The following is a 22244-nucleotide window of genomic DNA, read 5'->3' on the forward strand; positions in this document are numbered from 1 at the left end:
AACACAGAGGGAGATAAGAGAGATGAATACAGGACGATGAAGAGTGGATATGATATCATTCCCTGTCGGACTCTCGGTTTTACCTTAAGTTGAGACTCACAGGCAATGCCGTTGCCCTACCCGGAGGAGACGGCATTGCCGTTGCCCTACCCGGAGGACACGGCAATGCCGTTTCCCTACAGATTTAACCTACTCCAGAAACGATCGCAAAACCCAGAACTGCGACAAACACAATCAGGGCATAAAATTGAGCGCGACCGTTTTCAAAGTATTTCAAACCTTCGCCCGTAACCAGGGTGAGAAACCCTGTCAGGTTGACGATACCATCGACGACTCGCAAATCCACTTCCATGACTTGCCGCGCTAAACGGCGGCTGCCTTTGACGAAGAGAACCTCGTTGATATCGTCGAGATACCACTTGTTGAGGGAGAACTCGTAAAGTGGTTTGATTTTTTGGGCGATCGCACCAGCATCGATTTTCCGGCTCAAATACATCAGAGAAGCCAAAGTAATGCCCAACAAGGCAATACCTACAGAACTTCCGCCCATGATTAGAAATTCCGTCAAATCGAACTCAGCGGCGTGTGCCAAAACTTCTTCCAGAGACTCCCCTGGCGCACGCACAAACTGCTCGAAATAATTGGCAAACGGCGTACCGAGAAAACCGATAAACACAGAAGGTACAGCCAACAACACTAACGGCAGAGCCATTGTCAGAGGAGACTCGTGAGGAAAATGGTCGTGTGCGTCATGATTTTCGCCAGTTGATGCCAATTCCTTAACGTTCATCGCCCCAGGGCCGAAAACCAAACCCGGTTGGAGAAGTTGTTGCTTGATGGCGTTGTTATTGCCCCGGAATTCGCCCTCAAAGGTGCTGAAATACATCCGAAACATATAAAACGCGGTCATCCCCGCAGTCACCCAACTCACAGCCCACAGAGCGGGATTTGCATGGAAAGCTTGGGCGAGGATTTCGTCTTTTGACCAGAAACCTGCAAAGGGCGGAATGCCACAGATTGCTAAGTTTCCGATTAAAAAGCAAGTAGCGGTAATCGGCATATATTTCCGCAAGCCGCCCATGACTCTCATGTCTTGAGCGAGGGCGGGGTTGTGCCCGACGACATCTTCCATGCCGTGAATGACTGAACCTGAACACAGGAACAGCATTGCTTTGAAGTAAGCGTGGGTCATTAGGTGGAAGAGTCCGGCACTGTAGGCGCCGACTCCCATTGCCATCACCATGTAGCCCAATTGGGAGATGGTGGAGTAGGCTAAGCCTTTTTTGATGTCATTTTGGGTAATTGCGATCGAAGCACCCATGAATGCTGTAAAACAGCCGGTGCAGGCGATCAAATTCATGACTGCGGGCAGTCCTTCAAATACTGGGTACATCCGAGCGATCAGGAAGACGCCGGCTGCTACCATTGTCGCGGCGTGGATTAGGGCTGAAATTGGTGTCGGGCCTTCCATTGCGTCTGGAAGCCAGACGTGGAGAGGGAATTGAGCTGATTTGGCTGCTGGGCCCAAAAATATCAGGACTCCGAAGATGGTTGCGAGAGTTGCGCTCAAAGCACCGGATTCGACTAGGGAGTGCAGCCGTTCGCCCATTACGTCAAATTCAAAGCTGCCGGTGGCCCAGTAAATGCCGAGGATGCCCAACAGCAGGCCGAAGTCGCCGACTCGGTTGGTGACGAAGGCTTTTTGGCAGGCGTCCGCAGCGGGTTTGCGATCGTACCAAAATCCGACTAGCAGGTACGAACACATACCTACCAGTTCCCAGAAAATGTAAATCTGAACGATGTTCGGGCTGATTACTAGACCTAGCATTGAGGCGCTGAAGATGCTCAGGTAGGCGTAAAATCTCACGTACCCGTCATCGTGTGCCATGTAGCCGTCGGTGTAAATCATCACCAAAAAGGCGACCGTGGTGACGATCGCCAGCATTACCGACGTGAGGGGGTCGATGATATAGCCCATGTTCAGCGAGAAGTCCCCAGCAGAGGCCCACTGAATGGTTCGGGTGTAGGGTGCGTGGCCCTGTAGTTGACTCCACAGCAATGCGAAAGACATTACCGCTGACCCTCCGAGGGTCGAAAGGATTAAAATCGCATTCGCTTGTCGGAGTTTGTTGGTTGCCTGGTTAAAGGTGATTAAGCCTAAACCTACTAGCATTGCGCCTGCCAGTGGCAGGACTGGAATCAGCCAGGCGTATTGATAAAGCGGTTCCATGACTGATAGGTAGTTTAAAGTTTCTACTAGATATTGCCAAAACTGTTAATAATTGTGACACACGCTTGCGCGACTGGGCAGAAAGACTCTCTACAATTCTTAAGTATTGCCGATCGACAATCCTTAAGAATTGCTGCTTGTGTTGGCGATCGATCTAGTTCGTCTTAAATCTATGCCAAAAGATAGATAGACAAATGTCGCAGCCCTGTGATTCCAAGACTGCGACATTGATTTTGGATCGGATGGTCGATCGATAAATCGGGAATTCCCAATGCTTTCTACGCAAGAGGCGAATGCTTTGTGACGCTCCCACACTAATTGCAAGCAATATAGTTTGGGCATCTGAGTCCTGTTAAGGATATCAAGATCTTCCTTCGGGGTACTCCAATTTGTTTCCCTCTACAGCATTTTCAAGTGAGGAACACGTCCAGCCCCACTGTCTGTCTAATTATATCGAAGATTGTCCATTTCAGTGATGATGGCCTAAGAGCCCTACGGGATTGGTCAACCACCCCACCTCAATCAACCTAGCTTTCATCCCACACCAATCTGTAAACGATATAGTGTGGGGATTCCCGCCGATCTAGCTAAACAAGAGCCCAATGCTTTTGAAATGTTACCTGTTCAATGCTTCCTGAGGTTGTAAGCGTTGAGTCTGGGGAGAATTCTGAGTGGCGAGCATCCAGGAATCCAGAGTGCGTCGCAGTTCCTCGCGACCTTGATAATTTTCAAATCTAAATAGAACTCGATCGCCCTCAAACAAAATCAGTGTGGGCAGACTGCTCAGTCGGTAAGTATTTGCCAACTTCAAACTTTGATCGGCATTCACCCCTAGGAGCTTGACTTTTCCTGCCCACTGTGCTTCAAAACTTGTAAGCGTGGGGTCGATCGCGCGGCACAAACCGCACCAAGGTGCCCAAAAGTGAACTAAAACGGGGGTAGAGGCTTGAAATACCTCTTGTGCAAAAGTGCGTTCGCTAACCGACAACACCATGATCCCTCAAAATTTAATAATTTTTTTTCTATCCTAGGGATCATGCTACCAGTATATGTTCGCAGTGACACGCATCAGAAAAGGATGAATTTTCCACAGCAGGCCTGTAAAAATGACTACGCCTAGGTAGGAAGGGCGCAGGAACTCAAGCAAGTCAAGGGTTTGACGCTTTTGCAGGATTGCCAAAAATGGAATAATTGAGGTTTGAGATTTGATGGTTTCAAAGGATTCGCCAAAACGAGCCCGCAGTCGGCTGTCGCCGTGCCACACTCCGAACAGGTGGTGAAGTATCAAACCGATGGAAGTGACGAGGGTAAAGCTAGTACCAATCCAGAGGGTGTGGGCTACGCACCAAATCACCTGTCCCACCATTTGCGGGTGACGGGTAATGCGAATGATCCCGGCTTGGTAGAGGTGAACTTCCGGCTTTTGGATGGCGGCAATTTCTAGGAGGTTGAAGGTTGCTGGGTACAGAAACAGAAAGGAAATTGCCGACAGTATCCAAACCACTGGTTTAACTCCGGGCGCGCCCTGTACTTGCCAAAGTTGCACGCCGTCGTAGCGGTGGTTGAAAAAGTAGACAACCAAAATCACCGCCAGCGGCAAACTGACAAGGGCAAACAAAACGCGGTAAAGTCTCGGCCCGATCAGCTTTTCACCTTTTGGGCGGAGGGCTGCTAAACCGCTGTGGGCGATCGCAAAACCAAATAAAAGTCCGAGAATAACTAAGTGGGAGTCAAGCGCTAAGTCGATCGTCATTGCAAATATTAAGAAAAGTTATTGATTCGCGGCCAAATTGTGTCACAAAGTATCTATGGGAGCAATTGTCAGTTGACGGTTGGCAGTTGTTAGTTGTTAGTTGTTAGTTGTTAGTTGTCAGTTGTTAGTTCTCAGCAGTCAACCGTCAACTCTCAACTGCTTTCCTGACAACCGTCAACCGTCAACCGTCAACCGTCAACTCTCAACTGCCAAATGCCAACTGCCAAATGCCAACTGCCCACTGCCCACTGACAACTGCCCACTGACAACTGACAACCGCTTTCCTGACAATTTAGATATATGTCTGACCTTCCTTTCACTTTAGACCAGTTACGCATTCTCAAGGCGATCGCCTCTGAAGGAAGCTTCAAACGCGCCGCCGACAGCCTCTACGTATCCCAGCCAGCAGTTAGCTTGCAAGTGCAGAACCTAGAGAGACAGTTGGACGTGCCGCTGTTTGACCGGGGGGGGCGGCGGGCTCAACTGACCGAAGCCGGACACCTGCTGCTGAGTTACGGCGAGAAAATTTTATCGCTTTGTCAAGAAACTTGTCGAGCTCTCGAAGACTTGCAAAATCTCCAAGGCGGTACTTTGATTGTCGGCGCTTCTCAAACCACGGGGACATACTTGCTACCCCGAATGATTGGGATGTTTCGGCAAAAGTACCCCGATGTAGCGGTACAGCTTCACGTGCATTCGACCCGCCGCACGGCGTGGAGTGTGGCCAACGGGCAAATCGATTTGGCAATTGTTGGCGGAGAAATCCCTACCGAACTTGTAGAAGCTTTAGAAATTGTTCCTTACGCTGAGGACGAACTGGCTCTAATTCTCCCTCCGTCTCACCCGATGGTACAACAAGAAAGCATCGAAAAAGAAGACCTTTATAAATTGCAGTTTATTTCCCTCGATTCGCAGTCTACTATCCGCAAAGTCATCGATCAGGTACTGACTCGCTGCGGCATTGACACGCGCCGCCTGAAAATCGAGATGGAGCTCAATTCCATCGAAGCCATTAAAAATGCTGTTCAGTCCGGGTTGGGCGCTGCTTTTGTGTCGGTTTCGGCGATCGAAAAAGAGTTGATGATGGGCGTCTTGCACAAATCTAAAATGGACGAAGTTTTGGTAACTCGAATTTTGTCGCTGATTTACAACCCCAACCGCTACCGTTCTAAAGCAGCAGAGGCTTTCAGCAATGAAATTTTGCCAACATTTGCTACTTATTCTGCCATCCCGGAGAAAAAAGAACCTCTGGCGATCGATTTGGGACTCATAGAAATAGCAACTCCCAAGTCGGCGGGAAGTTAATTTATTAGGTCGCTGGCAGTTAGTAGTTCGCAGTTAGTTGAGAGATTAAAATCTGGTTTGATAATCGCTGGAAAAATTGATAAATTGGGAATCGAGAATCGGAAATCGGTAATGTCATGTCCGAGCGATGGCTTATATTTATTGCGAGTGCGAGCGAGACGCTCGCACTCGCAATGATAACTGATTAACCGGACATGATATAATTGGCTTGTTTGATGCCAAAACCTAATACCAAAACTAGATTAAAGAGGGTAAAAGAAACTGGAGTAGTATGAAAAAGTTTGACCACCTAGAATTAGGAATTAAACCAATTACCAATTACCAATTACCAATTACCAATTACCAATTCCCAATTCCCAATTCCCAATTCCCAATTCCCAATTCCCAATTACCAATTCCCAATTCCCAATTCCCAATTCCCAATTCCCAATTCCCAATTACCAATTCCCAATTACCAATTACCAATTACCAATGCCCAATGCCCAATGCCCAATGCCCGATGACCAATGCCCAATGCCCAATGCCCTATGACCAATTAGCAAACCAAAATGGAAGTTTACTGCACCCGCCCGGGCTGCCCGCGCCCTCAAAACGATTTTCCCGACCTCGATGATAGTTCGATGCTGAAAACAGTGCAGCAAAGGTATTGCAAGACCTGCGGAATGCCCCTGATTTTGAGCGGCCGCTATTTGCCAGTCAGGTTGTTGGGTCAAGGCGGTTTTGGGGCGGCGTTTTTGGCCAGAGACCGCTATACTCCGGCGATGCGGCAGTGCGTTGCTAAACTTTTGCAGCCGTCGGTAAATCTGACTCCGGCACAGCTAAAAATTGCTCAAACTCTGTTTGAACGGGAAGCGGCGGTGCTGGAAGAACTGGGAAACGAACATTCGCAAATTCCGAGTTTGCTGGCGTTTTTTGAGCTGACTGTTGCGAGTTTGCAGCCGGGGAAAAACGATCAGTTTTTCTATCTGGTTCAAGAATTTATTGACGGTCACAATTTGGAGGAAGAACTTGTTGTTAAAGGCAAGTTTTCGGAAGCGGAAACGATGGAGGTGCTGCGGGAAATTTTGAAGGTTCTCGATTTTGTACACTCGCGCGGTTCGATTCACCGGGATATTAAGCCTGCTAATATTATGCGGGCTAAAAGTGGTCGGCTTTATTTATTAGATTTTGGGGCTGTCAAACAGGTGACGCAAACTGCGGGTGCTTCTAAGGCTTCGACTGGTATTTATTCTTTGGGTTATGCTCCGCCCGAACAGATGAACGGACAAGAGGTTTATCCCGCAACGGATTTTTATGCTTTGGCTGTGACTTGCATTACTTTGCTCAGCGGTTTGCAGCCGACGGAATTGTTTGATAGTTATGAAAATGAGTGGAATTGGCGATCGCACGTACAGGTAAGCCCGCGTTTGGCTGAAGTTCTCGATCGAATGTTGTTACCGGCTCCCAGCCAGCGCTATCAATCGGCGATCGAGGTGGAAGCGGCTCTGAAATACAATTCTCAACAGCCTACGATGGTGGTGCAGCCGCCTCCCCAACCCACTCCGACCCCCCAACCAACTCAGCAGCCTCCTGTGCCTCCTGTGGTGGCGACTCCTCCGGGAAACCTGCAATCGGGGCCGCGAAGGGCTTTTTCGATTTGGGATATTTTGGGTGGGGCTGCGTTTACGGGTTTTGAAGGGGGGTTGCTGGCGATCGCCCTGACGAGTTTGCTGCCGAATCCAAGTGTGAGTATCGGATTGTTGGGGATGATTGTCGGGGGGCTAATTTTCGGCCAGTACCGCAGGGCGATCGAGCAAACTGAGATGCTGATTATTAGTGCAGGTACTCTGGCTGTACTGTGGTTTTTCCCGGCTTTGCGCGCTGCTGTTACGATTTATCCAAATTCTCCTTTCACAGGCGTGTTGTTTGTGGGATGGTTGGCTGCTTTAGGGGCGATCGCGGCAACAGCTATTTTTCGCTTAATTTATAAGTTACTTTCTAATATTTTTTAAGCCTCGCGGTACTCCCGCATTCTCAATCGCACTTCTCGCCTTATTGTAAACTTTTATTACAATTTTAATTTTGTAGCTTTAGATACAGAAATATCTAGTATAGTTATAAATAGGAACAAAAAGCAGCCCAAGATCGAGGAAAACGGAGGAACCGGATATGTCTACCGAAAATCAAGCCCGCTCTCTGATGATGCGCCACCACCAAATGGTGAAGAACCGGCAGCAATCCATGCTCAACCGCACCGCCAGCGAAGTCGGAATGGAAAATACTCACTACTGGGGCCACATTCAAGGCAAGCCGCAGCCCAGCCTTCAAGCCAGTTACGATCGCAGCAACGCCACCATGAGCTAAGGCAAAGCTCAATTAATTTCCCCAATTGCCCGCAAACCTATTACCTACATTTGGAGAAAACCAGTGATGTCTACCCAACAACAAGCGCGCAGTCTGATGATGCGCCACCAACACCTCATCAAAAACCGTCAGGAATCTATGCTCAGCCGCGCGGCTGCTGAAGTTGGTTTAGATATTGGTTCTGCGGCGAGTGTCGATCGCAAATAACTCGTTTTTTCAACAGCGAGACAGTTGAATCGAGTCTGTTGTTTGCCAGCTAAAAATTAATAATGACAGTTACAAAACCGTCGCGACTTGTTCTTGAGTTAGATCTCTACAGAATAAGTCGCGATTAGTTTTAGGGAATTGATTTAACACAAATAATGAAATATAATAGACCTCTTGCAAAAATAGTTAGGACGGGCTAGAAGCCCATCCCACAAAAATCTTTTTTCTTGTGGGATGGGCTTCTAGCCCGTCCCAAAATTTGGTTCGGTTGCATCGGAATGATTTAACCACAGAGGCCGCAGAGAACACAGAGAGAGAATAGAGAGATTAATAATTCCAATGCTACAGGATTTGAGATCGCGCATCGGGGAAAGAACGATTAAACGACAAAAAAACAACTCATTGATTCGTCATTTGTTGGCAATCTAAAATCTAAAATCTAAAATCTAAAATCTAAAATGATATAATCCCCTCTCAATAGAATAGAACGCTCTAGGGAGGTCATCATGTCGGACTGGAAGGAAATTGGCGGCGGAGTTACAGCACCGAGAGGATATCGAGCATCGGGAATTACAGCGGGTTTGAAGCCTTCTGGCTTGCCGGATTTAAGTTTAATTTTGTCAGAGGTGGACGCGATCGCCGCGGGAGTCTTCACCACATCCACAGTCCGGGCTGCTTGCGTGGACTACTGCCGCCAGCGCTTGCAAGCTAAACCCAGCGCCAAAGCAATTTTGTGCAATGCCGGACAAGCAAATGCTGCTACTGGCGAATTAGGTTTAGCAGATGCCCTCGAAAGCGCGAAATTGTTGGGCGAAGCGCTGAATATTCCTTCAGAATCGATTCTTTTGGCATCCACTGGCGTGATCGGGCAGCGGATTAAAATGGAGCCGCTGAGGGCGGGAATTCCGCGATTGGTTGCTGAGGCCTCGGAAACTGGTTCTGATGCGGCTGCTAAGGCTATTTGTACGACTGATTTAGTGCCGAAAACGATCGCCCTGGAAACCATGTTTGGCGATCGTCCCGTGCGTATCGGCGGCATTTGCAAAGGTTCGGGAATGATTCACCCGAATATGGCAACAATGCTGGCATTTGTAACGTGTGATGCAGCAGTGTCGTCACATTTGTGGCAGGAAATGCTGACTCGGGCGGCAAACAGAAGTTTCAATCAAATTACTGTTGACGGCGATACCAGTACCAACGATTCGCTAATTGCTTTGACTAACGGCCAATCCCGCACGCCTGCGATTACAGAAATGGGGGCGGATGCTGAAAAATTAGAGGCGATGCTAACAGAAGTTTGCGTGCATTTGGCAAAGGCGATCGCCCGTGACGGCGAAGGTGCAACTTGTTTGGTGGAAGTACAAGTTAGTGGCGCCGCCGACGAAGTTTCTGCGAGTAAAATTGCCAAAACAATCGTCGGTTCTTCTTTGGTGAAAGCTGCTATTTTTGGACGCGATCCGAATTGGGGAAGAATTGCGGCGGCGGCGGGGCGCGCGGGCGTTGCTTTTGAACAAGAGAATTTGCGGATTCAATTGGGAGATTTTTTGATGATGGAAAACGGACAGCCGAAGGAGTTCGATAAATCTGCTGCGAGTAATTATATGAAGGCTGCTGCTGCTGGTGAATATCTGAAGGAAGACACGGTTTTAATTCAGGTTGCTGTCGGGAATGGCGGCGGTTTCGCGAAGGCTTGGGGATGCGATTTGAGTTACGACTACGTGAAGATTAATGCGGAGTATACGACTTAAGGGCGATCGTAATTTCAGAAGCCCGGGCGGTTGCAAACTGCGCCTGCACAGCCCGGGCGGTTGAAATCGCGGCGACACAGCCCGGGCGGTTGAAAGAGACTGATTCCTCTAATTCTCAATCAAACCATCGGCAAACTCAGCACAAATCCAGGCAACACATCTTCGCCGGACAAACTAACCGGAAACTGTACAATTTCCACCTCACGATTAGCGCGATAAATTTCCACTTGTTCGTCTTGAGGATTAATCAACCAACCCAAACGCAAACCGCTATTGATATATTCCTGCATTTTCTCCTGAAGTGGCTTTAGCGGGTCTGTACGCGATCGCAATTCTATGACAAAATCAGGACAAATCGGCGGAAACTTCTCCCTTTGTTCATCAGTTAAAGCCGACCATCTTTCCAAGCTAACCCAAGCCGCATCAGGAGATCTGTCTCCATTATTAGGCAAGCGAAAAATAGTTGAAGAACTAAACACTATCCCTAGCTGAGTTCGTTGATTCCACATCCAGACTAAGCCAATTAAATTGGCTTCTCGATTGCCGCTGACTCCGCCTACTGGTGACATAATAATGATTTCCCCTTTCGTTGTCCGTTCAAATTGCCAATCTCGATTCATCTGGCATAAACGGTAAAACTGTTCGTCTGTTAACTCGACACTATCTAAGTTTAAAGTAACGGTTGTCATTTTATTACCTCTCTTCTCTTCTCTTCTTCTCTCTTCAGTCCGCGCAGGCGGACTTTGTTTGATAAGAAGCGATTTCAATCGCCGATTGCTGCGCCGATTCCTCTAAAATCGCCGCTAATCTATTTTAGCGCCATTTCTTGCCTATCATTATCAGGACGATCGCACCTGCTACAATTCCCAAACCCATACTCAACCCAAAAACTACATTCACATTTATCGGATTTGTGGGGCTGGCAGGACTCCTAATTTGACTAGCATAAACGCTGGCGGCTACCCCGCTGGTGCCAATTCCCACACCAACAGCCCCAATCGTAACATTCAAAGTGCGATCGCTCTTAGCCCTCTCAATCTCAATAATCCCCTCAATCGTCTGAATCGCATTTTCCAACAACCTCAAACCCGCACTCAAACTCCGATTATCCGCCGCCACTTGCCAAACATACTTCTCCTTAGCAAAATCGCTGAAACTGGCCATAAACTTGAAAGCTTCAGCATCACTTCCCATATCCTCACCGATAGTTTCCAACCGTCTTTTATAATTTTTAAGATTAGTTTTGATTGTATTTTCTTGCTCTTCCAATCTGCTAATATAATTAGCATAAACCGAGAAGATTGTCAAGGAATCAACCAAACTTTGCTGCAATTCTTTCAAGTCAACTTTCGGCGCATTCACCTGTTGCGGTAATTGCTGAACAATGTCTTGAATCGTCCGCGAAGCATCTTTCAAATCAGCCTTAAGTTGGCGGCTTTGAGTGTAAGCCCAAATCACCTTATTGCGGAAGGCAAACAATCGCATTAAATGCACGTAAAGTTTAGCGACAGTCTTGCTAATATCGCCAATTGCTTGACCGTTATTGTAAGGAAACAAGCAAATTAAGACATGATAATTTTGACTGATATTGCCCCTATCTCCCGGTGGTAGCCACAATTCGTAAAAATCAGCACCTAAAAACTTACCCTCAGCTTTCCAGTCTCTCTCCCATTTAGCATTGGGGAATAGATTGAGTTTACTATAGCAATTTTTAGCAGTTGCTAAAGCATCTTGGTCATTAGCAGTCAATTGTCCCCAAACCAGCCAACTTTGACCAATTGTCGCAGGTGGATTGACACGGGAAATTACTTGTTGTTTCAGCCATTCTAAACAGTCAATTTCTTTCGGTTTAAATGTGTTTTCCTTGTCGGATTCGATTTTCCCAGACAAGTCAAATTGTGCCGCATAAGTATCGCCGATTTTCACGGGATAAGCATAGCCATCGAGGGGAGACTCAAATGCTGCGAATTTTTTGTCGCCCAGTAACTCGATATACTCAGCAGTTTCTGTTTCAGCTTGCTTGAGTTTTGCTAATTGTGGCGCAGAGATTTTGTCGCCATAAATCTTTTGCCAAAACTGTTGGCGGTTTTGGCTAATCTTGTCCTCATTTTGCCCGATACCGTCTGCTAAATCGTAGACAAACAAATCGACAGTCGGGTAGATTAGCCAATTTTCCTTACTCATGGACGAAACCATCTGGGCTTGACAATAAGATTGTATCTCGACTTGCTTGCACAGAGTCCCCAGCTTGCAAAATCTTTCTGAGGAATCCTCCAAACCCGCGCGGCTCGATTTTTTCTTCGATTTTCTTGATGATTCTTGGCAAATTTGTCAAGTCGCTGATGTCACTAGCACTGTTATCAGTTTCAATATTAGTAGTGTTGTTTATTTCAGATTCAGCATCCGGTAAAACATCTAATCCTTTGCTGCGTTCGTTGCTATGATTCACTAACCAAGTGTCAGCTTCTTCATAGGCGGCTAGCAGAGGTGGATGCAATTCGGCAAGTCTTGCAATATCGATAATCGTGAAAGCTTCACCGATTTTATTGCACTCGGATTGGACGGCTGCGGGCAAAGGTTCAGTCTGTTGGACTAGGGCGATAATAAAAGCTTTGAAAATCTCGTTTTGCGTGTCTTTCATAATCCTGTGATGGTGAAAGCAGCCCAGTAGTAGGGATGCTGATAGGGTTGATCTAATTCCATTGTAGCTAATGCTTGGCGATTCGTGTTAAAGAATCGGCGTAGCATAAATTCAACTTCAGAAAGTTCGGGGCTGTTTGCGGAAATCTTGTCAATTTCCCCTTGATACCAGGTGGCTAAATCCTCGCGGGTGGCTTCTCGCAGCCATTTTTGAGCATTTGCTAAAGCCACGGGTAGAGAATCGCCGGCTTCTCGCCACCGTTGGTAAAAATAAATCATTAATAAGGTACTCGCACCGGATTCTATGGGCCACAGGGTACTGACGACACAGCCAACTCCCGCGCGCATAAAACCGCTAGTCAATCCTACATATTCGGCGAGAATTGTTTGTTTGTCAGTCAATGCGGTTTCGCAGGCGGGAAGGCAGATTAATTCGTAGTTACTGAGGTTAAGTTGGATAATTTCTCTGACTGTTAATCGGTGGTTGCCACTTAGGTATAAAGTTGATTCTAAGGGATGATCAAAATTATAGCTGCCGTGGCCTGTGAAGTGAAAAATATTGTGTGGTTGTTGCAATAATGTTTCGACTTCATCGAGGGTGGCTGCGTCTTCTTCGAGTCGGGTGTAATTGTCGAACATTCGGCAAATAATTTCCGATTCGATTTCGGCGGCGGGGAGAGGGGCGAGTCTTTTTTGTTGGCCGTTTTTATCGGTAATTACGCTGTGGGGATTTTCGATACTGAGGATGGAGATGGAGGGCGGGCACGGGGGCACCGCCCCTACGGATTCGGGCGGGCAGGGCATAGAGGGCGGGCACGGGGGCACCGCCCCTACGGATGGATTATTTTGTTGTAGGGGCAATCCCCCCGTGGTTGCCCATTTCGGGGTAAACCGATGTTGCAAACTAATCCCAACGGCGGCGCTAGGCAAATAACTCACCACAAAATCCCGACTAAACAAAGCATGAATCGGAAAGCGGTGCAAGTCCCGGTGCGGAATCAAAATCAACTCCGTAATTCCCTCTAATTGCTGTTCAATCACATCAATTTTCAATATTTCCTTGAGTCGTGCAAATTTACTTGCCATTTCCGCACGCCAAGGATGATTTACTTGACTGGTTTTCTCCTTAGATTGATAATCGGTGTATTGTTGATTCCACTCCTTCACCCATTTTTCAAATTCATCGGGAAAATCGCTGAAACAGGTTTCTGGAGACAACAAGCCATCGGATTTAATGATGAATGTTGTCAGGGATGCGTCGCTGAGATGCCAGTAAATGGCGGCTGTTGTGGGATTGAGGAGTTGCTGAATTTGTGCGTGAGTGACTGTCTCTTCTGTTTTGTAATCGGGAATTGGCAAGGCATCCAGCAGCCAAGATAGGCAGACATTTTTATCGGTTTCTGCTGTGGCTAAGGCTTGGGCAAATTGCCCGGATTGGATGAATATATTTACGGTTAACTGTTCAAAGCTAACTAATTTGTCGGTGAGTTGCTGTTGGGTGATTTGGGAATAGTTTTGCTGTTTCAGCAAGCGGTGCAATAAATCCGTTGCATCTCGCTGTAATTTATTGGCTTCGTCAGTTTGTTTTAGGCTAACTAAGGTTTTGATTAAATTCTGTAATACTTGTAGATGCAGTTGCAGGAAAGTATCTTTGGTTAGAGTTTTGAGTGCTTCTTGGTAGCTGGTGGTGGCTTTATTCCAATAGGTGTTGGGAGAATTGAGTTTTCCTCGACTATAATGAGCATCTCCTAGTGCTTGATGCAGTTCTCCATATCCTTCGGGATGGGTCTTTTGTCGGCAATATTCTAAGCCTGCTTTTAATGTTAATATTTGTCCTTCGTAGCCGCGCTGTTTCAGGTTGTGAGTTATGAGAGTTCTGGTAACAGGTGGAGATTTAGGGAATTTTGCTTGTAAGATTTCATAAACTAGCAGCCTATGTTTAGGTGCATATTTGACTGCTATACTCCGGTTAATCCAGGATGAGTCATCATCTGGTTTGATTTCTAAGGCTTTGTCGAAGGAGGCGATCCCCTCTTCATATCTGTTTAAATAATAGCAAAGTATCATACCTCTGCTGTTCCAGGCTCGGTCATAATCTGGTTTGAATTCTAAGGCTTTGTCGTAGGAGGCGATCGCCTCTTCAAGCCTGCCTAAATTACGCAGTGCGATGCCCCGATTGTACCAGGCTCCGTCATCATCTGGTTTGAATTTTAAGGCTTTGTCGTAGGAGGCGATCGCTTCTTCTAGTCTGCCTAAATCACTCAGTATAATGCCCCTATCGTACCAGGCAACGTGAAAATCTGGTTTGATTTCTAAGGCTTTGTCGTAGGAGGCGATCGCATCTTCAAGCAAGCCTAAATTACGCAGTGCGATGCCCCGATTGTACCAAGCAACGTGAAAGTCTAGTTTGAATTCTAAGGCTTTGTCGTAGGAGGCGATCGCATCTTCAAGCAAGCCTAAATTATCCAGTGCACCGCCCCGATTGTACCAGGCTTGGTGAAAATCTTGTTTGAATTCTAAAGCTTTGTCGTAGGAGGCGATCGCTTCTTCCAAGAAGCCTAAATTATGCAGTGCACTGCCCCGATTGTTCCAGGCTGCGTCATCATCTGGTTTGATTTTTAAGGCTTTGTCGTAGGAGGCGATCGCATCTTCAAGCAAGCCTAAATCATTCAGTGTACGGCCCCGATTGCTCCAGGCTGCGTCATCATCTGGTTTGATTTCTAAGGCTTTGTCGTAGGAGGCGATCGCATCTTCAAGCAAGCCTAAATTACGCAGTGCAATGCCCCGATTGTACCAAGCAACGTGAAAGTCTAGTTTGAATTCTAAGGCTTTGTCGTAGGAGGCGGTCGCATCTTCAAGCCTGCCTAATTTACCCAGTGCATTGCCCCGAGTACCCCAGGCAAAGTGATAGTCTGATTTAATTTGTAAGGCTTTATCGCAGGAGGTGATCGCATCTTCTAGCCTGCCTAAATCATACAGTACAACGCCCCGATTGTACCAAGAAATATGATAATCTGGTTTGAATTCTAAAGCCCTGTCGTAGGAAGCGATTGCATCTTCAAGCCTGCCTAAATCACCCAGTGTACCGCCCCGATGGTGCCAGGCTTTGTGAAAATCTGGTTTTAATTCTAAGGCTTTGTCGTAGGAGGCGATCGCCTCTTCAAGCCTGCCTAATTTATCCAGTGTAAGGCCCTGATTGTACCAGGTTGTGTCATCATCAGGTTTGATTTCTAAGGCTTTGTCGTAGGAGGCGATCGCATCTTCAGGCCTGCCTAAATTACCCAGTGCAATGCCCCGACCGTTCCAGGCTTTGTAATAATCTGGTTTGATTTCTAAGGCTTTGTCGTAAGACTTCAGCGCCCCTTCAAAATCCCCTTTCATATATTGCTCATTACCTAGCTTTGTCCAAGCCTCAGCCTCTCCATCAACATCCTCACCCCCCTCACCCGAAACTAGCGGAAACCGAACCAAAATCTCCCTACCAACATTCCCCGCCACCTTTCCCAATTCCCCACCCCCAACTCCACCCAACAACTCCAACCTGCGCGCCAATTCCTGAAGCGATACCACCGCATCCGTAGACGCTGTACTCCCCTGCGCGCCCTCCAACGATCGCACCCCAAACCTCCGCAACCAAGCCGCAAAATCACCATTTTTAATCCGTTTTGCGAGTAAGAATCCCGCAACATCGCCTCTTCCCCAGCCCTGATTCACCCCTTCGAGAAGTTCCATCAACTTCGCCTCGTATTCCGCATCAGTCAAAGTTGGCGCAGGTTGAGGTGGTGGCGGTTGAATTGTAGGATTGGTGCCGAATAGCCGCTGAATTAATTGTTTGAGGAATTGCCAGATTTTATCTAACATTGGTGAGATGGTGAGGCGGTTTGTTTTTGTTATTGTATAGCCTTTCTCAAAAAGATGAGGTATGACTGGTAGCTTATATAACCAGTTAAACTAAGAGGGCTTAAGCCCAACAACGTACCTCTAAGAGGGCTTAAGCCCAACAACGTACCTCTAAGAGGGCTTAAGCCCAACAACGTACCTCTAAGAGGGCTTAAGCCCAACAACTTACCTCTAAGAGGGCTTAAGCCCAACAACTTACCTCTAAGAGGGCTTAAGCCCAACAACTTACCTCTAAAACGTACCTCTAAGAGGGCTTAAGCCCAACAACGTACCTTATGTTTCTGATAACCGCTATAGTAAGAATTTTGGGGAGCGGCGCTCTCTCAATTCATTTATTAGTCGCCCCAGGCCGAATTCGATTCGCCGGGAATCTCAATCGCCCGCAATTTCAAGCACTATTTTACCCGTTACTGAACCTGTTTCTAACAACTCATGCGCTGCTTGAGCTTGTTCTAGCGGGAAAGTTTGGCTGACGTGAATTTTGAGCAAATTACGATCGCACAAACGAGCACACTGCTGCAAAATCTTTGCCTGCTGTTGCTGTTCCTCCACCAAATTTTGCAGCATCGGAGTTAACATTAACTCCAGACTAATCCGCAGATTCCGCATTCTCGCTGTTTTCAAATTGCCCAAAGCCGGATCTGGTTCCAAAATTGTTACCAAATCTCCGTAAATCTTCACAGCCGGAATAGTTTGGTAAAAAGTTTCTCCCCCGACTGTATCAAAAGCCAAATCAACTCCTTGGCCCTCAGTCCAAGCCAAAACCCGATCGACAACATCCGTATTTTTGTATAAAATAACTGAATCTGCACCTAACTGCCGTACAAACTCGGCTTTTGCTTCGGAACTAACAGTAGTGCAAACCTCAGCACCCTGCAACGAAGCCAACTGTACCGCGACGTGGCCGACACCGCCTGCACCTGCTAGAATGAGCACTTTCTGACCGGCTTGCAAGCGCCCTCGATCGTACAGCGACTCCCATGCTGTAATTAGAACTAAGGGTGCAGCCGCCGCCTCAACAAAACTTAAAGCAGCAGGCTTGATGGCGAGAAAACGTTCGTCTACAACGGCAAACTCAGCGTAAGTACCGATCGACCCGCCTAAACCCCCGTGGCAGAAAAAAACCTCGTCTCCGACTTGGACACTCTGCACCTCAGCACCGATAGCTTCTACCACTCCAGCACCGTCGCACCCCAAAACGTGAGGAGTTTTCTCGGGGTAAAATGTGCCGCGCGATCGCAACTTAGTATCTATCGGATTGATCCCCGCCGCCCGCAACCGCACCAAAACTTCAGTTTCTGTTTGTATAGTAGGGGCTGAGATATCTTGCAGTTTCAATACGGATGGGCTTCCGGGAGTTTCAAAAACGATCGCTTTCATAGCAGGGTATTAACTCTATTTTCGCCTTCACCTCCAATCCTACCTTGTATTCGTTACTCATCCGTGACGATACTTAGTTATTTTTAATAATATAGACTGCCTTTAATTCAACTGACAATTGACAGTTGACTTGGGACAGCTACCTCTATCTCGAAGTCCGAGGATTGGAGTGATGAATAATCTGATTTTAATTTCTCCCGATCGGGATTCCGGCTTTAAACCAATTCTTTCTGCTAACTACTATAATTGTCGAGCGGTGCTAATCGATGTTCGAGCTAGATTTATTTTTTTACTTTGAGATTCTTGCATACCTTCTGGGATTATCGGCGACTTTAGTCTTCGCGATCGCGATTTATCTCAAGTGGCACCGAAGGCATCCCAGTCTGCCAACTGCCGAAGAGCAACCGCAGTTGGCAGAATTACAGCCAGATTTATCTGCGAGATTGAAAATTAGGAAAAACTTGTTGATTTTCCCCAACTCAAATCTGTTGGCGATCGCTGACAGCTTCTTGGGTAAACTGTTAGGTATTGGCTACAATCTATTCTTAGCCCAGCAACAACGCCCAACTGTGAATTCTTCGCCTCTTGTAGGGCCTTCCACCAGCAAAACCGTTAGTCTGAGCATCGAGGGTTCGATCGACCAAAATGCCGATAGCCCTCCTAACGACAACCCTCCCAAAGCCACCACTTCCCCGCAATTAGAGGAAGACTTGCTAGGTGACATCCTGGCAGGTACTAATTCGCCCGGGGGGACACAATTCTTTGATACCTTAGTTCCCCACTTAGCCTCAGCACTAGGAGTTCGCAGCGCCATTGCTGCCAAATCGATTAAATCGATCGAACGCGCCGATCTAACTCCCGATAAATTACAAGTTATCAGTTTTTGGAGCGACGGACAGCCACAGCCAAACTTTGAGTGCAACACTGCCAATACTCCCGAAGCGCTGGTGTTTGAGCAGGGAATGTACTCCTGTCCAGACCGCCTCATGGAAACCTTTCCTGAAGACCGCAGACCGATCGTTACAGGTTCGCGCAGCTTCCTGGGAATCTTGCTGAAAAACTCCTACGGCGAACCTTTGGGCATTATTTGTATTTTCCACGATCGCCCCCTACTAGAATCACATCTTGCCAAATTTCAGCTAATTATTAGCATCTTTGCCGGACGGGCGGCTGCCGAATTGGAGCGGCAGCGCCTAGAAGCAGCACTCTGCACCGTAGAAGCGAAATACTGCGCGCTTGTAGAACAAATGCCGGCTGTCACCTACATTTCTCCCCTCAACCGCAGCGCTGCCAAACTTTACATCAGCCCGCAAATTGAGACTTTTCTCGGTTATTCTGTAGCTGAATGGAAGGCAGACCCAGATCTGTGGCTGAAACTCGTTCACCCAGAAGACCGCGATCGCGTGTTAGTTGAAAACGCTACACAGAAATTTACCGAGGGAGAAGATATTTTTAGCGACGGGCCGCTGGTGTCAGAATACCGCGCGATCGCCCGCAACGGTAAAATTGTCTGGTTCCGCGATCGAGCGATCGCAGTTCGCGATCGAGCCAGCAACTCCGTCATCCTTCAAGGCGCAATGTTTGATATCACAGAGACTAAAGTAGCTGCCAGCGCCCTGCTAGAAAGCGAATACCGCTATTACACTTTAGCTAAAATACTGCCAGTCGGGATTTTCCGCGCCGACGCTGCGGGAGATTGTTTGTATGTCAACGAGCGATTTTTGGAGATGGCGGGACTGACTGCGCCAAAGGCATTGGGCGAAGGTTGGGCCCAAAGTTTGCATCCCGAAGACCGCGATCGCATTTTGAGCCAGTGGTATCGCGCTGTCAAAGATAAATTGCCTTGTAAGTTAGAGTACCGCTTCTGCAACGGCAACCTCACAACCTGGGTATTTTGGCAAGCAGTGCCGGAAATTGACAACAATGGAGCAGTTCTGGGCTATCTCGGCACGCTGACAGATATCAGCGATCGCAAGCAGGCAGAATTCGCGCTGCAACAAGCCGAAGAAAAATACCGCAGCATCTTTGAAAACGCGATCGAGGGAATTTTTCAAACGAGTGCTGACGGACGCTATATCAGTGCCAATCCGGCTTTAGCCAGAATTTACGGCTACGAGTCGGCAACCCAACTGATCGCAAACATCCACGATATCGAGCACCAACTCTACCTCGATCCCAACCGCCGCGTCGAGTTCTTGGGTGCGATCGAAAAACACGGTTCTGTGTCTGAGTTCGAGTCCCAAGTTTACCGCGCTGACGGAACTACTATCTGGGTTTCCGAAAACGGCCGGGCTGTTCGCGACGCTGGTGGCAATTTGCTTTACTACGAAGGTACTGTCGAAGATATCACTCTGCGGAAAATAGCTGAAGAGAAGTTAGTACACGATGCTTTGCACGATACGCTGACGGGTTTGCCCAACCGAGCTTTATTTATGGATCGTTTGGGACACGCGATCGAGCTTTCAAAACGCCGTCCCGAGGTTTTGTTTGCGGTGCTGTTTATCGATCTAGACCGCTTTAAGGTGGTTAATGACAGTTTGGGGCATTTAGTGGGCGATCGCTTGCTGATCGCGATCGCCCAGCGCCTGGAAATCTGTTTGCGGGCTGGAGATACTGTTGCCCGTCTCGGCGGCGACGAATTCGCTATTTTGCTGGAAAATATCAAAAACACCGATGATGCGATCCACATTGCCGAACGAGTGCAAGCGGAACTGGCACAGCCTTTTTACCTCAACGAATATCAAGTTTTTAGCAGTGCTAGCATTGGCATTGTTTGTTCCGGTTTGCCACAGGATCCCAACAATTTTTCCGAATTTTCTAGTCCAGGAAATCTCGTCCATGTCGATCGGGAAACTGCTTTGTCTTGCCTATCTCCCGACTCTCCTGTTCCCGTCCCATTCCGAATATTGTACGATCGACCAGAAGAACTGCTGCGAGATGCAGATGCTGCCATGTATCACGCAAAGGGATTGGGCAAAGCTCGCCACGAAGTTTTCGACTTAAGTATGCACACTCGCGCCGTCGCCCTTTTGCAACTGGAAAACGAATTGCGGCGCGCTCTAGACTCCCAGGAATTTCAGCTTTACTACCAGCCCATCGTCTCTCTAACTAGCGGTAGAATCAGCGGTTTTGAAGCGCTGCTGCGATGGTATCACCCCCAGCGCGGTTTAGTAGCTCCCGGTGAGTTTATTTTAGTAGCAGAAGAAACTAGATTGATTGTACCTATTGGTTGGTGGATGATGCGATCGGCTTGCTGTCAGATCCACGAGTGGCACGAAAAATTCCCCGCAAATCCGCCGTTGACAGTCAGCGTCAACCTTTCTAACGAACAATTTAAACAGCCGGATTTAATCGATCGCATTCGTGAGATTTTACAAGAAACTCACCTTGACCCCCGCACTTTAAAGTTAGAAATTACCGAAGGCGTGATCGTGGACAATGCCGAATCAGCCGCCGCTATCCTCTCCCAATTGAAAAATTTAGAAATTGAATTATATATTGACGATTTTGGCACAGGCTATTCTTCTTTGAGCCGCCTGCACACTTTTCCCACTGATGCCTTAAAGATCGATCGAGCTTTTGTGAGCCGCATGACTGAAGATGAAGGAAACGAAGCTATTGTACAGACTATTTTGATCTTAGCCAGTCATTTAGGCATGGATGCGATCGCTGAAGGAATAGAAACCATCGAACAGCTTAACTTGCTCAGAGCGCTGCAATGCGAATACGGACAGGGATACTTTTTCTCAAAGCCTGTAGACACCATCACAGCCACAGGTTTGATCGAAAGTCAACCCAAATGGTAATCGCGAATTGGGAATTGGGAATCGGGAATTGGGAATCGGGAATTGGGAATTAGAAGTTAAAACATTCTTCCTTCTTCCTGAATTTCCCCCCTTGGGGGGCATCTGACGGGTGTAGGTTTTTGGGTAAAAGCCTTATCCCATAAGAGTTTGAAATTTTAAGAGGCAAAAGCCCAAAACCTTTGCACTGTCTAGATTTGCTGGGTTTTGCCAGGGGAAAACCTACACCTGTCAGGGGGGCATGGGGGTTGACTTTTTCCTTCTTCCTTCTTCCTTCTTCCTTCTTCCTTCTTCCTTCTTCTTTAAACTTTCGCTTCCAAAGACTTGAGAAACTCCGTATTTACGCCCGACTCCCGAGTCATAGCAATTTTTCCAGTACGAGCAATTTCCTTAATCCCAAATCTATTTAGAACCTGGACGATCGCCACCATCTTACCCGGATCTCCGACAACTTCCAAAGTCAGCGTATCATCACCAATATCCACCACTCGCGCTCTAAAAATCTGAGCTAACTCAATGATCTCCGATCGCGTCCCGCTAGCAGCATTAACTTTCAGCAACATCAACTCCCGTTCCACACAGGGAATTTCCGTTATATCCTGAACTTTAAGCACATTAATCAACTTGTACAGTTGCTTGGTCAACTGCTCGATAATCTGGTCATCTCCCGGTACAACCATCGTAATCCGAGACACTCCCACTTGCTCTGCTGGGCCAACTGCCAGACTTTCAATATTAAAACCCCGACGGGCAAATAAACCAGCAATTCGAGTGAGGACACCCGCTTCATCTTCAACTAAAACCGAAAGAGTGTGTTTCATTTCTCCAAAAAAACGCATTTCGTGCAATTCTACTGTCGCCAATTCTTCTTTTAGCAGAAGTGCACGGTCATTGAACCTGCATTAAACAATATTAGTTGTACTTGGTAGAGTGCG

General features: G+C 47.5%; 18 protein-coding genes. 8 read left to right on the top strand and 10 right to left on the bottom strand.

Annotated features, from left to right (window positions below):
- Positions 1-184: 184 nt before the first annotated feature.
- From JGK14_RS22440 to JGK14_RS22455, 4 genes are all read right to left on the bottom strand, one after another.
- Positions 185-2230, bottom strand: a complete 2046-nt coding sequence (locus JGK14_RS22440) for an NAD(P)H-quinone oxidoreductase subunit 5 (RefSeq protein WP_293182562.1) — start codon at positions 2228-2230, stop codon at positions 185-187.
- A 123-nt stretch (positions 2231-2353) separates the two neighbouring features.
- Positions 2354-2572: a hypothetical protein gene (locus JGK14_RS22445; RefSeq protein WP_293182564.1), complete on the bottom strand. Its 219-nt coding sequence runs from the start codon at positions 2570-2572 to the stop codon at positions 2354-2356.
- A 274-nt stretch (positions 2573-2846) separates the two neighbouring features.
- Complete coding sequence (locus JGK14_RS22450) at positions 2847-3224, bottom strand: thioredoxin family protein (protein WP_293182566.1); 378 nt, start codon at positions 3222-3224, stop codon at positions 2847-2849.
- A 45-nt stretch (positions 3225-3269) separates the two neighbouring features.
- Positions 3270-3983: an NnrU family protein gene (locus JGK14_RS22455; protein ID WP_293182568.1), complete on the bottom strand. Its 714-nt coding sequence runs from the start codon at positions 3981-3983 to the stop codon at positions 3270-3272.
- A gap of 300 nt (positions 3984-4283) precedes the next feature.
- Between JGK14_RS22455 and JGK14_RS22460 the strand changes: the two genes are divergently transcribed.
- The 6 genes from JGK14_RS22460 to argJ all read left to right on the top strand — a co-directional run bounded on the left by JGK14_RS22460 (position 4284) and on the right by argJ (position 9586).
- Entirely contained in the window at positions 4284-5288 is a 1005-nt protein-coding gene (locus tag JGK14_RS22460; RefSeq protein WP_293192219.1) for a LysR family transcriptional regulator, read from the top strand.
- A 271-nt stretch (positions 5289-5559) separates the two neighbouring features.
- Positions 5560-5901 (top strand): hypothetical protein, encoded by a 342-nt coding sequence (locus JGK14_RS22465; protein ID WP_325315503.1) that lies wholly within the window; start codon positions 5560-5562, stop codon positions 5899-5901.
- Positions 5837-7279, top strand: a complete 1443-nt coding sequence (locus JGK14_RS22470) for a serine/threonine-protein kinase (protein ID WP_293192223.1) — start codon at positions 5837-5839, stop codon at positions 7277-7279. Before JGK14_RS22465 ends, JGK14_RS22470 begins: the two co-directional genes overlap by 65 nt.
- A gap of 157 nt (positions 7280-7436) precedes the next feature.
- Positions 7437-7631 (top strand): hypothetical protein, encoded by a 195-nt coding sequence (locus tag JGK14_RS22475; RefSeq protein WP_293183210.1) that lies wholly within the window; start codon positions 7437-7439, stop codon positions 7629-7631.
- 66 nt (positions 7632-7697) lie between these two features.
- Positions 7698-7838, top strand: a complete 141-nt coding sequence (locus JGK14_RS22480) for a hypothetical protein (protein WP_293192263.1) — start codon at positions 7698-7700, stop codon at positions 7836-7838.
- Positions 7839-8344: 506 nt separating this feature from the next.
- A complete protein-coding gene (argJ, locus tag JGK14_RS22485) occupies positions 8345-9586 on the top strand; it encodes a bifunctional ornithine acetyltransferase/N-acetylglutamate synthase (RefSeq protein ID WP_293192225.1) in 1242 nt (413 codons plus the stop codon).
- 119 nt (positions 9587-9705) lie between these two features.
- On the opposite strand, the gene JGK14_RS22490 is transcribed toward argJ, so the two are convergent.
- The 5 genes from JGK14_RS22490 to JGK14_RS22510 all read right to left on the bottom strand — a co-directional run bounded on the left by JGK14_RS22490 (position 9706) and on the right by JGK14_RS22510 (position 17506).
- Positions 9706-10275 (bottom strand): Uma2 family endonuclease, encoded by a 570-nt coding sequence (locus JGK14_RS22490; protein ID WP_293183206.1) that lies wholly within the window; start codon positions 10273-10275, stop codon positions 9706-9708.
- Between the two features lie 124 nt (positions 10276-10399).
- Positions 10400-11770, bottom strand: coding sequence for a hypothetical protein (locus JGK14_RS22495; RefSeq protein WP_325315504.1), 1371 nt, complete (start codon positions 11768-11770; stop codon positions 10400-10402).
- A complete protein-coding gene (locus JGK14_RS22500; protein WP_325315505.1) occupies positions 11763-12227 on the bottom strand; it encodes a hypothetical protein in 465 nt (154 codons plus the stop codon). Before JGK14_RS22500 ends, JGK14_RS22495 begins: the two co-directional genes overlap by 8 nt.
- A complete protein-coding gene (locus JGK14_RS22505; protein ID WP_325315506.1) occupies positions 12224-16087 on the bottom strand; it encodes a tetratricopeptide repeat protein in 3864 nt (1287 codons plus the stop codon). The genes JGK14_RS22500 and JGK14_RS22505 overlap by 4 nt, the downstream gene beginning before the upstream one ends.
- Positions 16088-16498: 411 nt before the next feature.
- Positions 16499-17506 (bottom strand): zinc-dependent alcohol dehydrogenase family protein, encoded by a 1008-nt coding sequence (locus JGK14_RS22510; RefSeq protein WP_293183198.1) that lies wholly within the window; start codon positions 17504-17506, stop codon positions 16499-16501.
- Positions 17507-17678: 172 nt separating this feature from the next.
- Here JGK14_RS22510 and JGK14_RS22515 point away from each other — a divergent pair, with 172 nt between their 5' ends.
- Both JGK14_RS22515 and JGK14_RS22520 read left to right on the top strand, forming a co-directional pair.
- Positions 17679-17804, top strand: coding sequence for a hypothetical protein (locus JGK14_RS22515; protein ID WP_293203376.1), 126 nt, complete (start codon positions 17679-17681; stop codon positions 17802-17804).
- Positions 17773-21312 carry a sensor domain-containing protein gene (locus JGK14_RS22520; protein WP_293192229.1) on the top strand — a complete coding sequence of 1180 codons (3540 nt, stop codon included), beginning with the start codon at positions 17773-17775 and terminating at the stop codon, positions 21310-21312. Before JGK14_RS22515 ends, JGK14_RS22520 begins: the two co-directional genes overlap by 32 nt.
- A 299-nt stretch (positions 21313-21611) precedes the next feature.
- Here the strand turns inward: JGK14_RS22520 and ilvN are convergent, their stop codons facing one another.
- Positions 21612-22130 carry an acetolactate synthase small subunit gene (ilvN, locus tag JGK14_RS22525; RefSeq protein ID WP_293128958.1) on the bottom strand — a complete coding sequence of 173 codons (519 nt, stop codon included), beginning with the start codon at positions 22128-22130 and terminating at the stop codon, positions 21612-21614.
- Positions 22131-22244: the final 114 nt, after the last annotated feature.

It is taken from the genome of Microcoleus sp. PH2017_28_MFU_U_A (assembly GCF_020738035.1).
Taxonomy (GTDB): Bacteria; Cyanobacteriota; Cyanobacteriia; order Cyanobacteriales; family Microcoleaceae; genus Microcoleus.

Excerpts from the sequence above, each read along its gene's own strand:
- argJ (WP_293192225.1), top strand. The coding sequence starts at position 8,345 with ATGTCGGACTGGAAGGAAATTGGCGGCGGAGTTACAGCACCGAGAGGA.
- JGK14_RS22515 (WP_293203376.1), top strand. The coding sequence starts at position 17,679 with ATGAATAATCTGATTTTAATTTCTCCCGATCGGGATTCCGGCTTTAAA.
- JGK14_RS22490 (WP_293183206.1), bottom strand. The coding sequence starts at position 10,275 with ATGACAACCGTTACTTTAAACTTAGATAGTGTCGAGTTAACAGACGAA.
- JGK14_RS22440 (WP_293182562.1), bottom strand. The coding sequence starts at position 2,230 with ATGGAACCGCTTTATCAATACGCCTGGCTGATTCCAGTCCTGCCACTG.
- JGK14_RS22475 (WP_293183210.1), top strand. The coding sequence starts at position 7,437 with ATGTCTACCGAAAATCAAGCCCGCTCTCTGATGATGCGCCACCACCAA.
- JGK14_RS22455 (WP_293182568.1), bottom strand. The coding sequence starts at position 3,983 with ATGACGATCGACTTAGCGCTTGACTCCCACTTAGTTATTCTCGGACTT.
- JGK14_RS22465 (WP_325315503.1), top strand. The coding sequence starts at position 5,560 with ATGAAAAAGTTTGACCACCTAGAATTAGGAATTAAACCAATTACCAAT.
- JGK14_RS22495 (WP_325315504.1), bottom strand. The coding sequence starts at position 11,770 with ATGAGTAAGGAAAATTGGCTAATCTACCCGACTGTCGATTTGTTTGTC.
- JGK14_RS22510 (WP_293183198.1), bottom strand. The coding sequence starts at position 17,506 with ATGAAAGCGATCGTTTTTGAAACTCCCGGAAGCCCATCCGTATTGAAA.
- JGK14_RS22500 (WP_325315505.1), bottom strand. The coding sequence starts at position 12,227 with ATGAAAGACACGCAAAACGAGATTTTCAAAGCTTTTATTATCGCCCTA.
- JGK14_RS22480 (WP_293192263.1), top strand. The coding sequence starts at position 7,698 with ATGTCTACCCAACAACAAGCGCGCAGTCTGATGATGCGCCACCAACAC.
- JGK14_RS22460 (WP_293192219.1), top strand. The coding sequence starts at position 4,284 with ATGTCTGACCTTCCTTTCACTTTAGACCAGTTACGCATTCTCAAGGCG.
- JGK14_RS22470 (WP_293192223.1), top strand. The coding sequence starts at position 5,837 with ATGGAAGTTTACTGCACCCGCCCGGGCTGCCCGCGCCCTCAAAACGAT.
- JGK14_RS22520 (WP_293192229.1), top strand. The coding sequence starts at position 17,773 with ATGTTCGAGCTAGATTTATTTTTTTACTTTGAGATTCTTGCATACCTT.
- ilvN (WP_293128958.1), bottom strand. The coding sequence starts at position 22,130 with ATGAAACACACTCTTTCGGTTTTAGTTGAAGATGAAGCGGGTGTCCTC.
- JGK14_RS22505 (WP_325315506.1), bottom strand. The coding sequence starts at position 16,087 with ATGTTAGATAAAATCTGGCAATTCCTCAAACAATTAATTCAGCGGCTA.
- JGK14_RS22445 (WP_293182564.1), bottom strand. The coding sequence starts at position 2,572 with ATGCCCAAACTATATTGCTTGCAATTAGTGTGGGAGCGTCACAAAGCA.
- JGK14_RS22450 (WP_293182566.1), bottom strand. The coding sequence starts at position 3,224 with ATGGTGTTGTCGGTTAGCGAACGCACTTTTGCACAAGAGGTATTTCAA.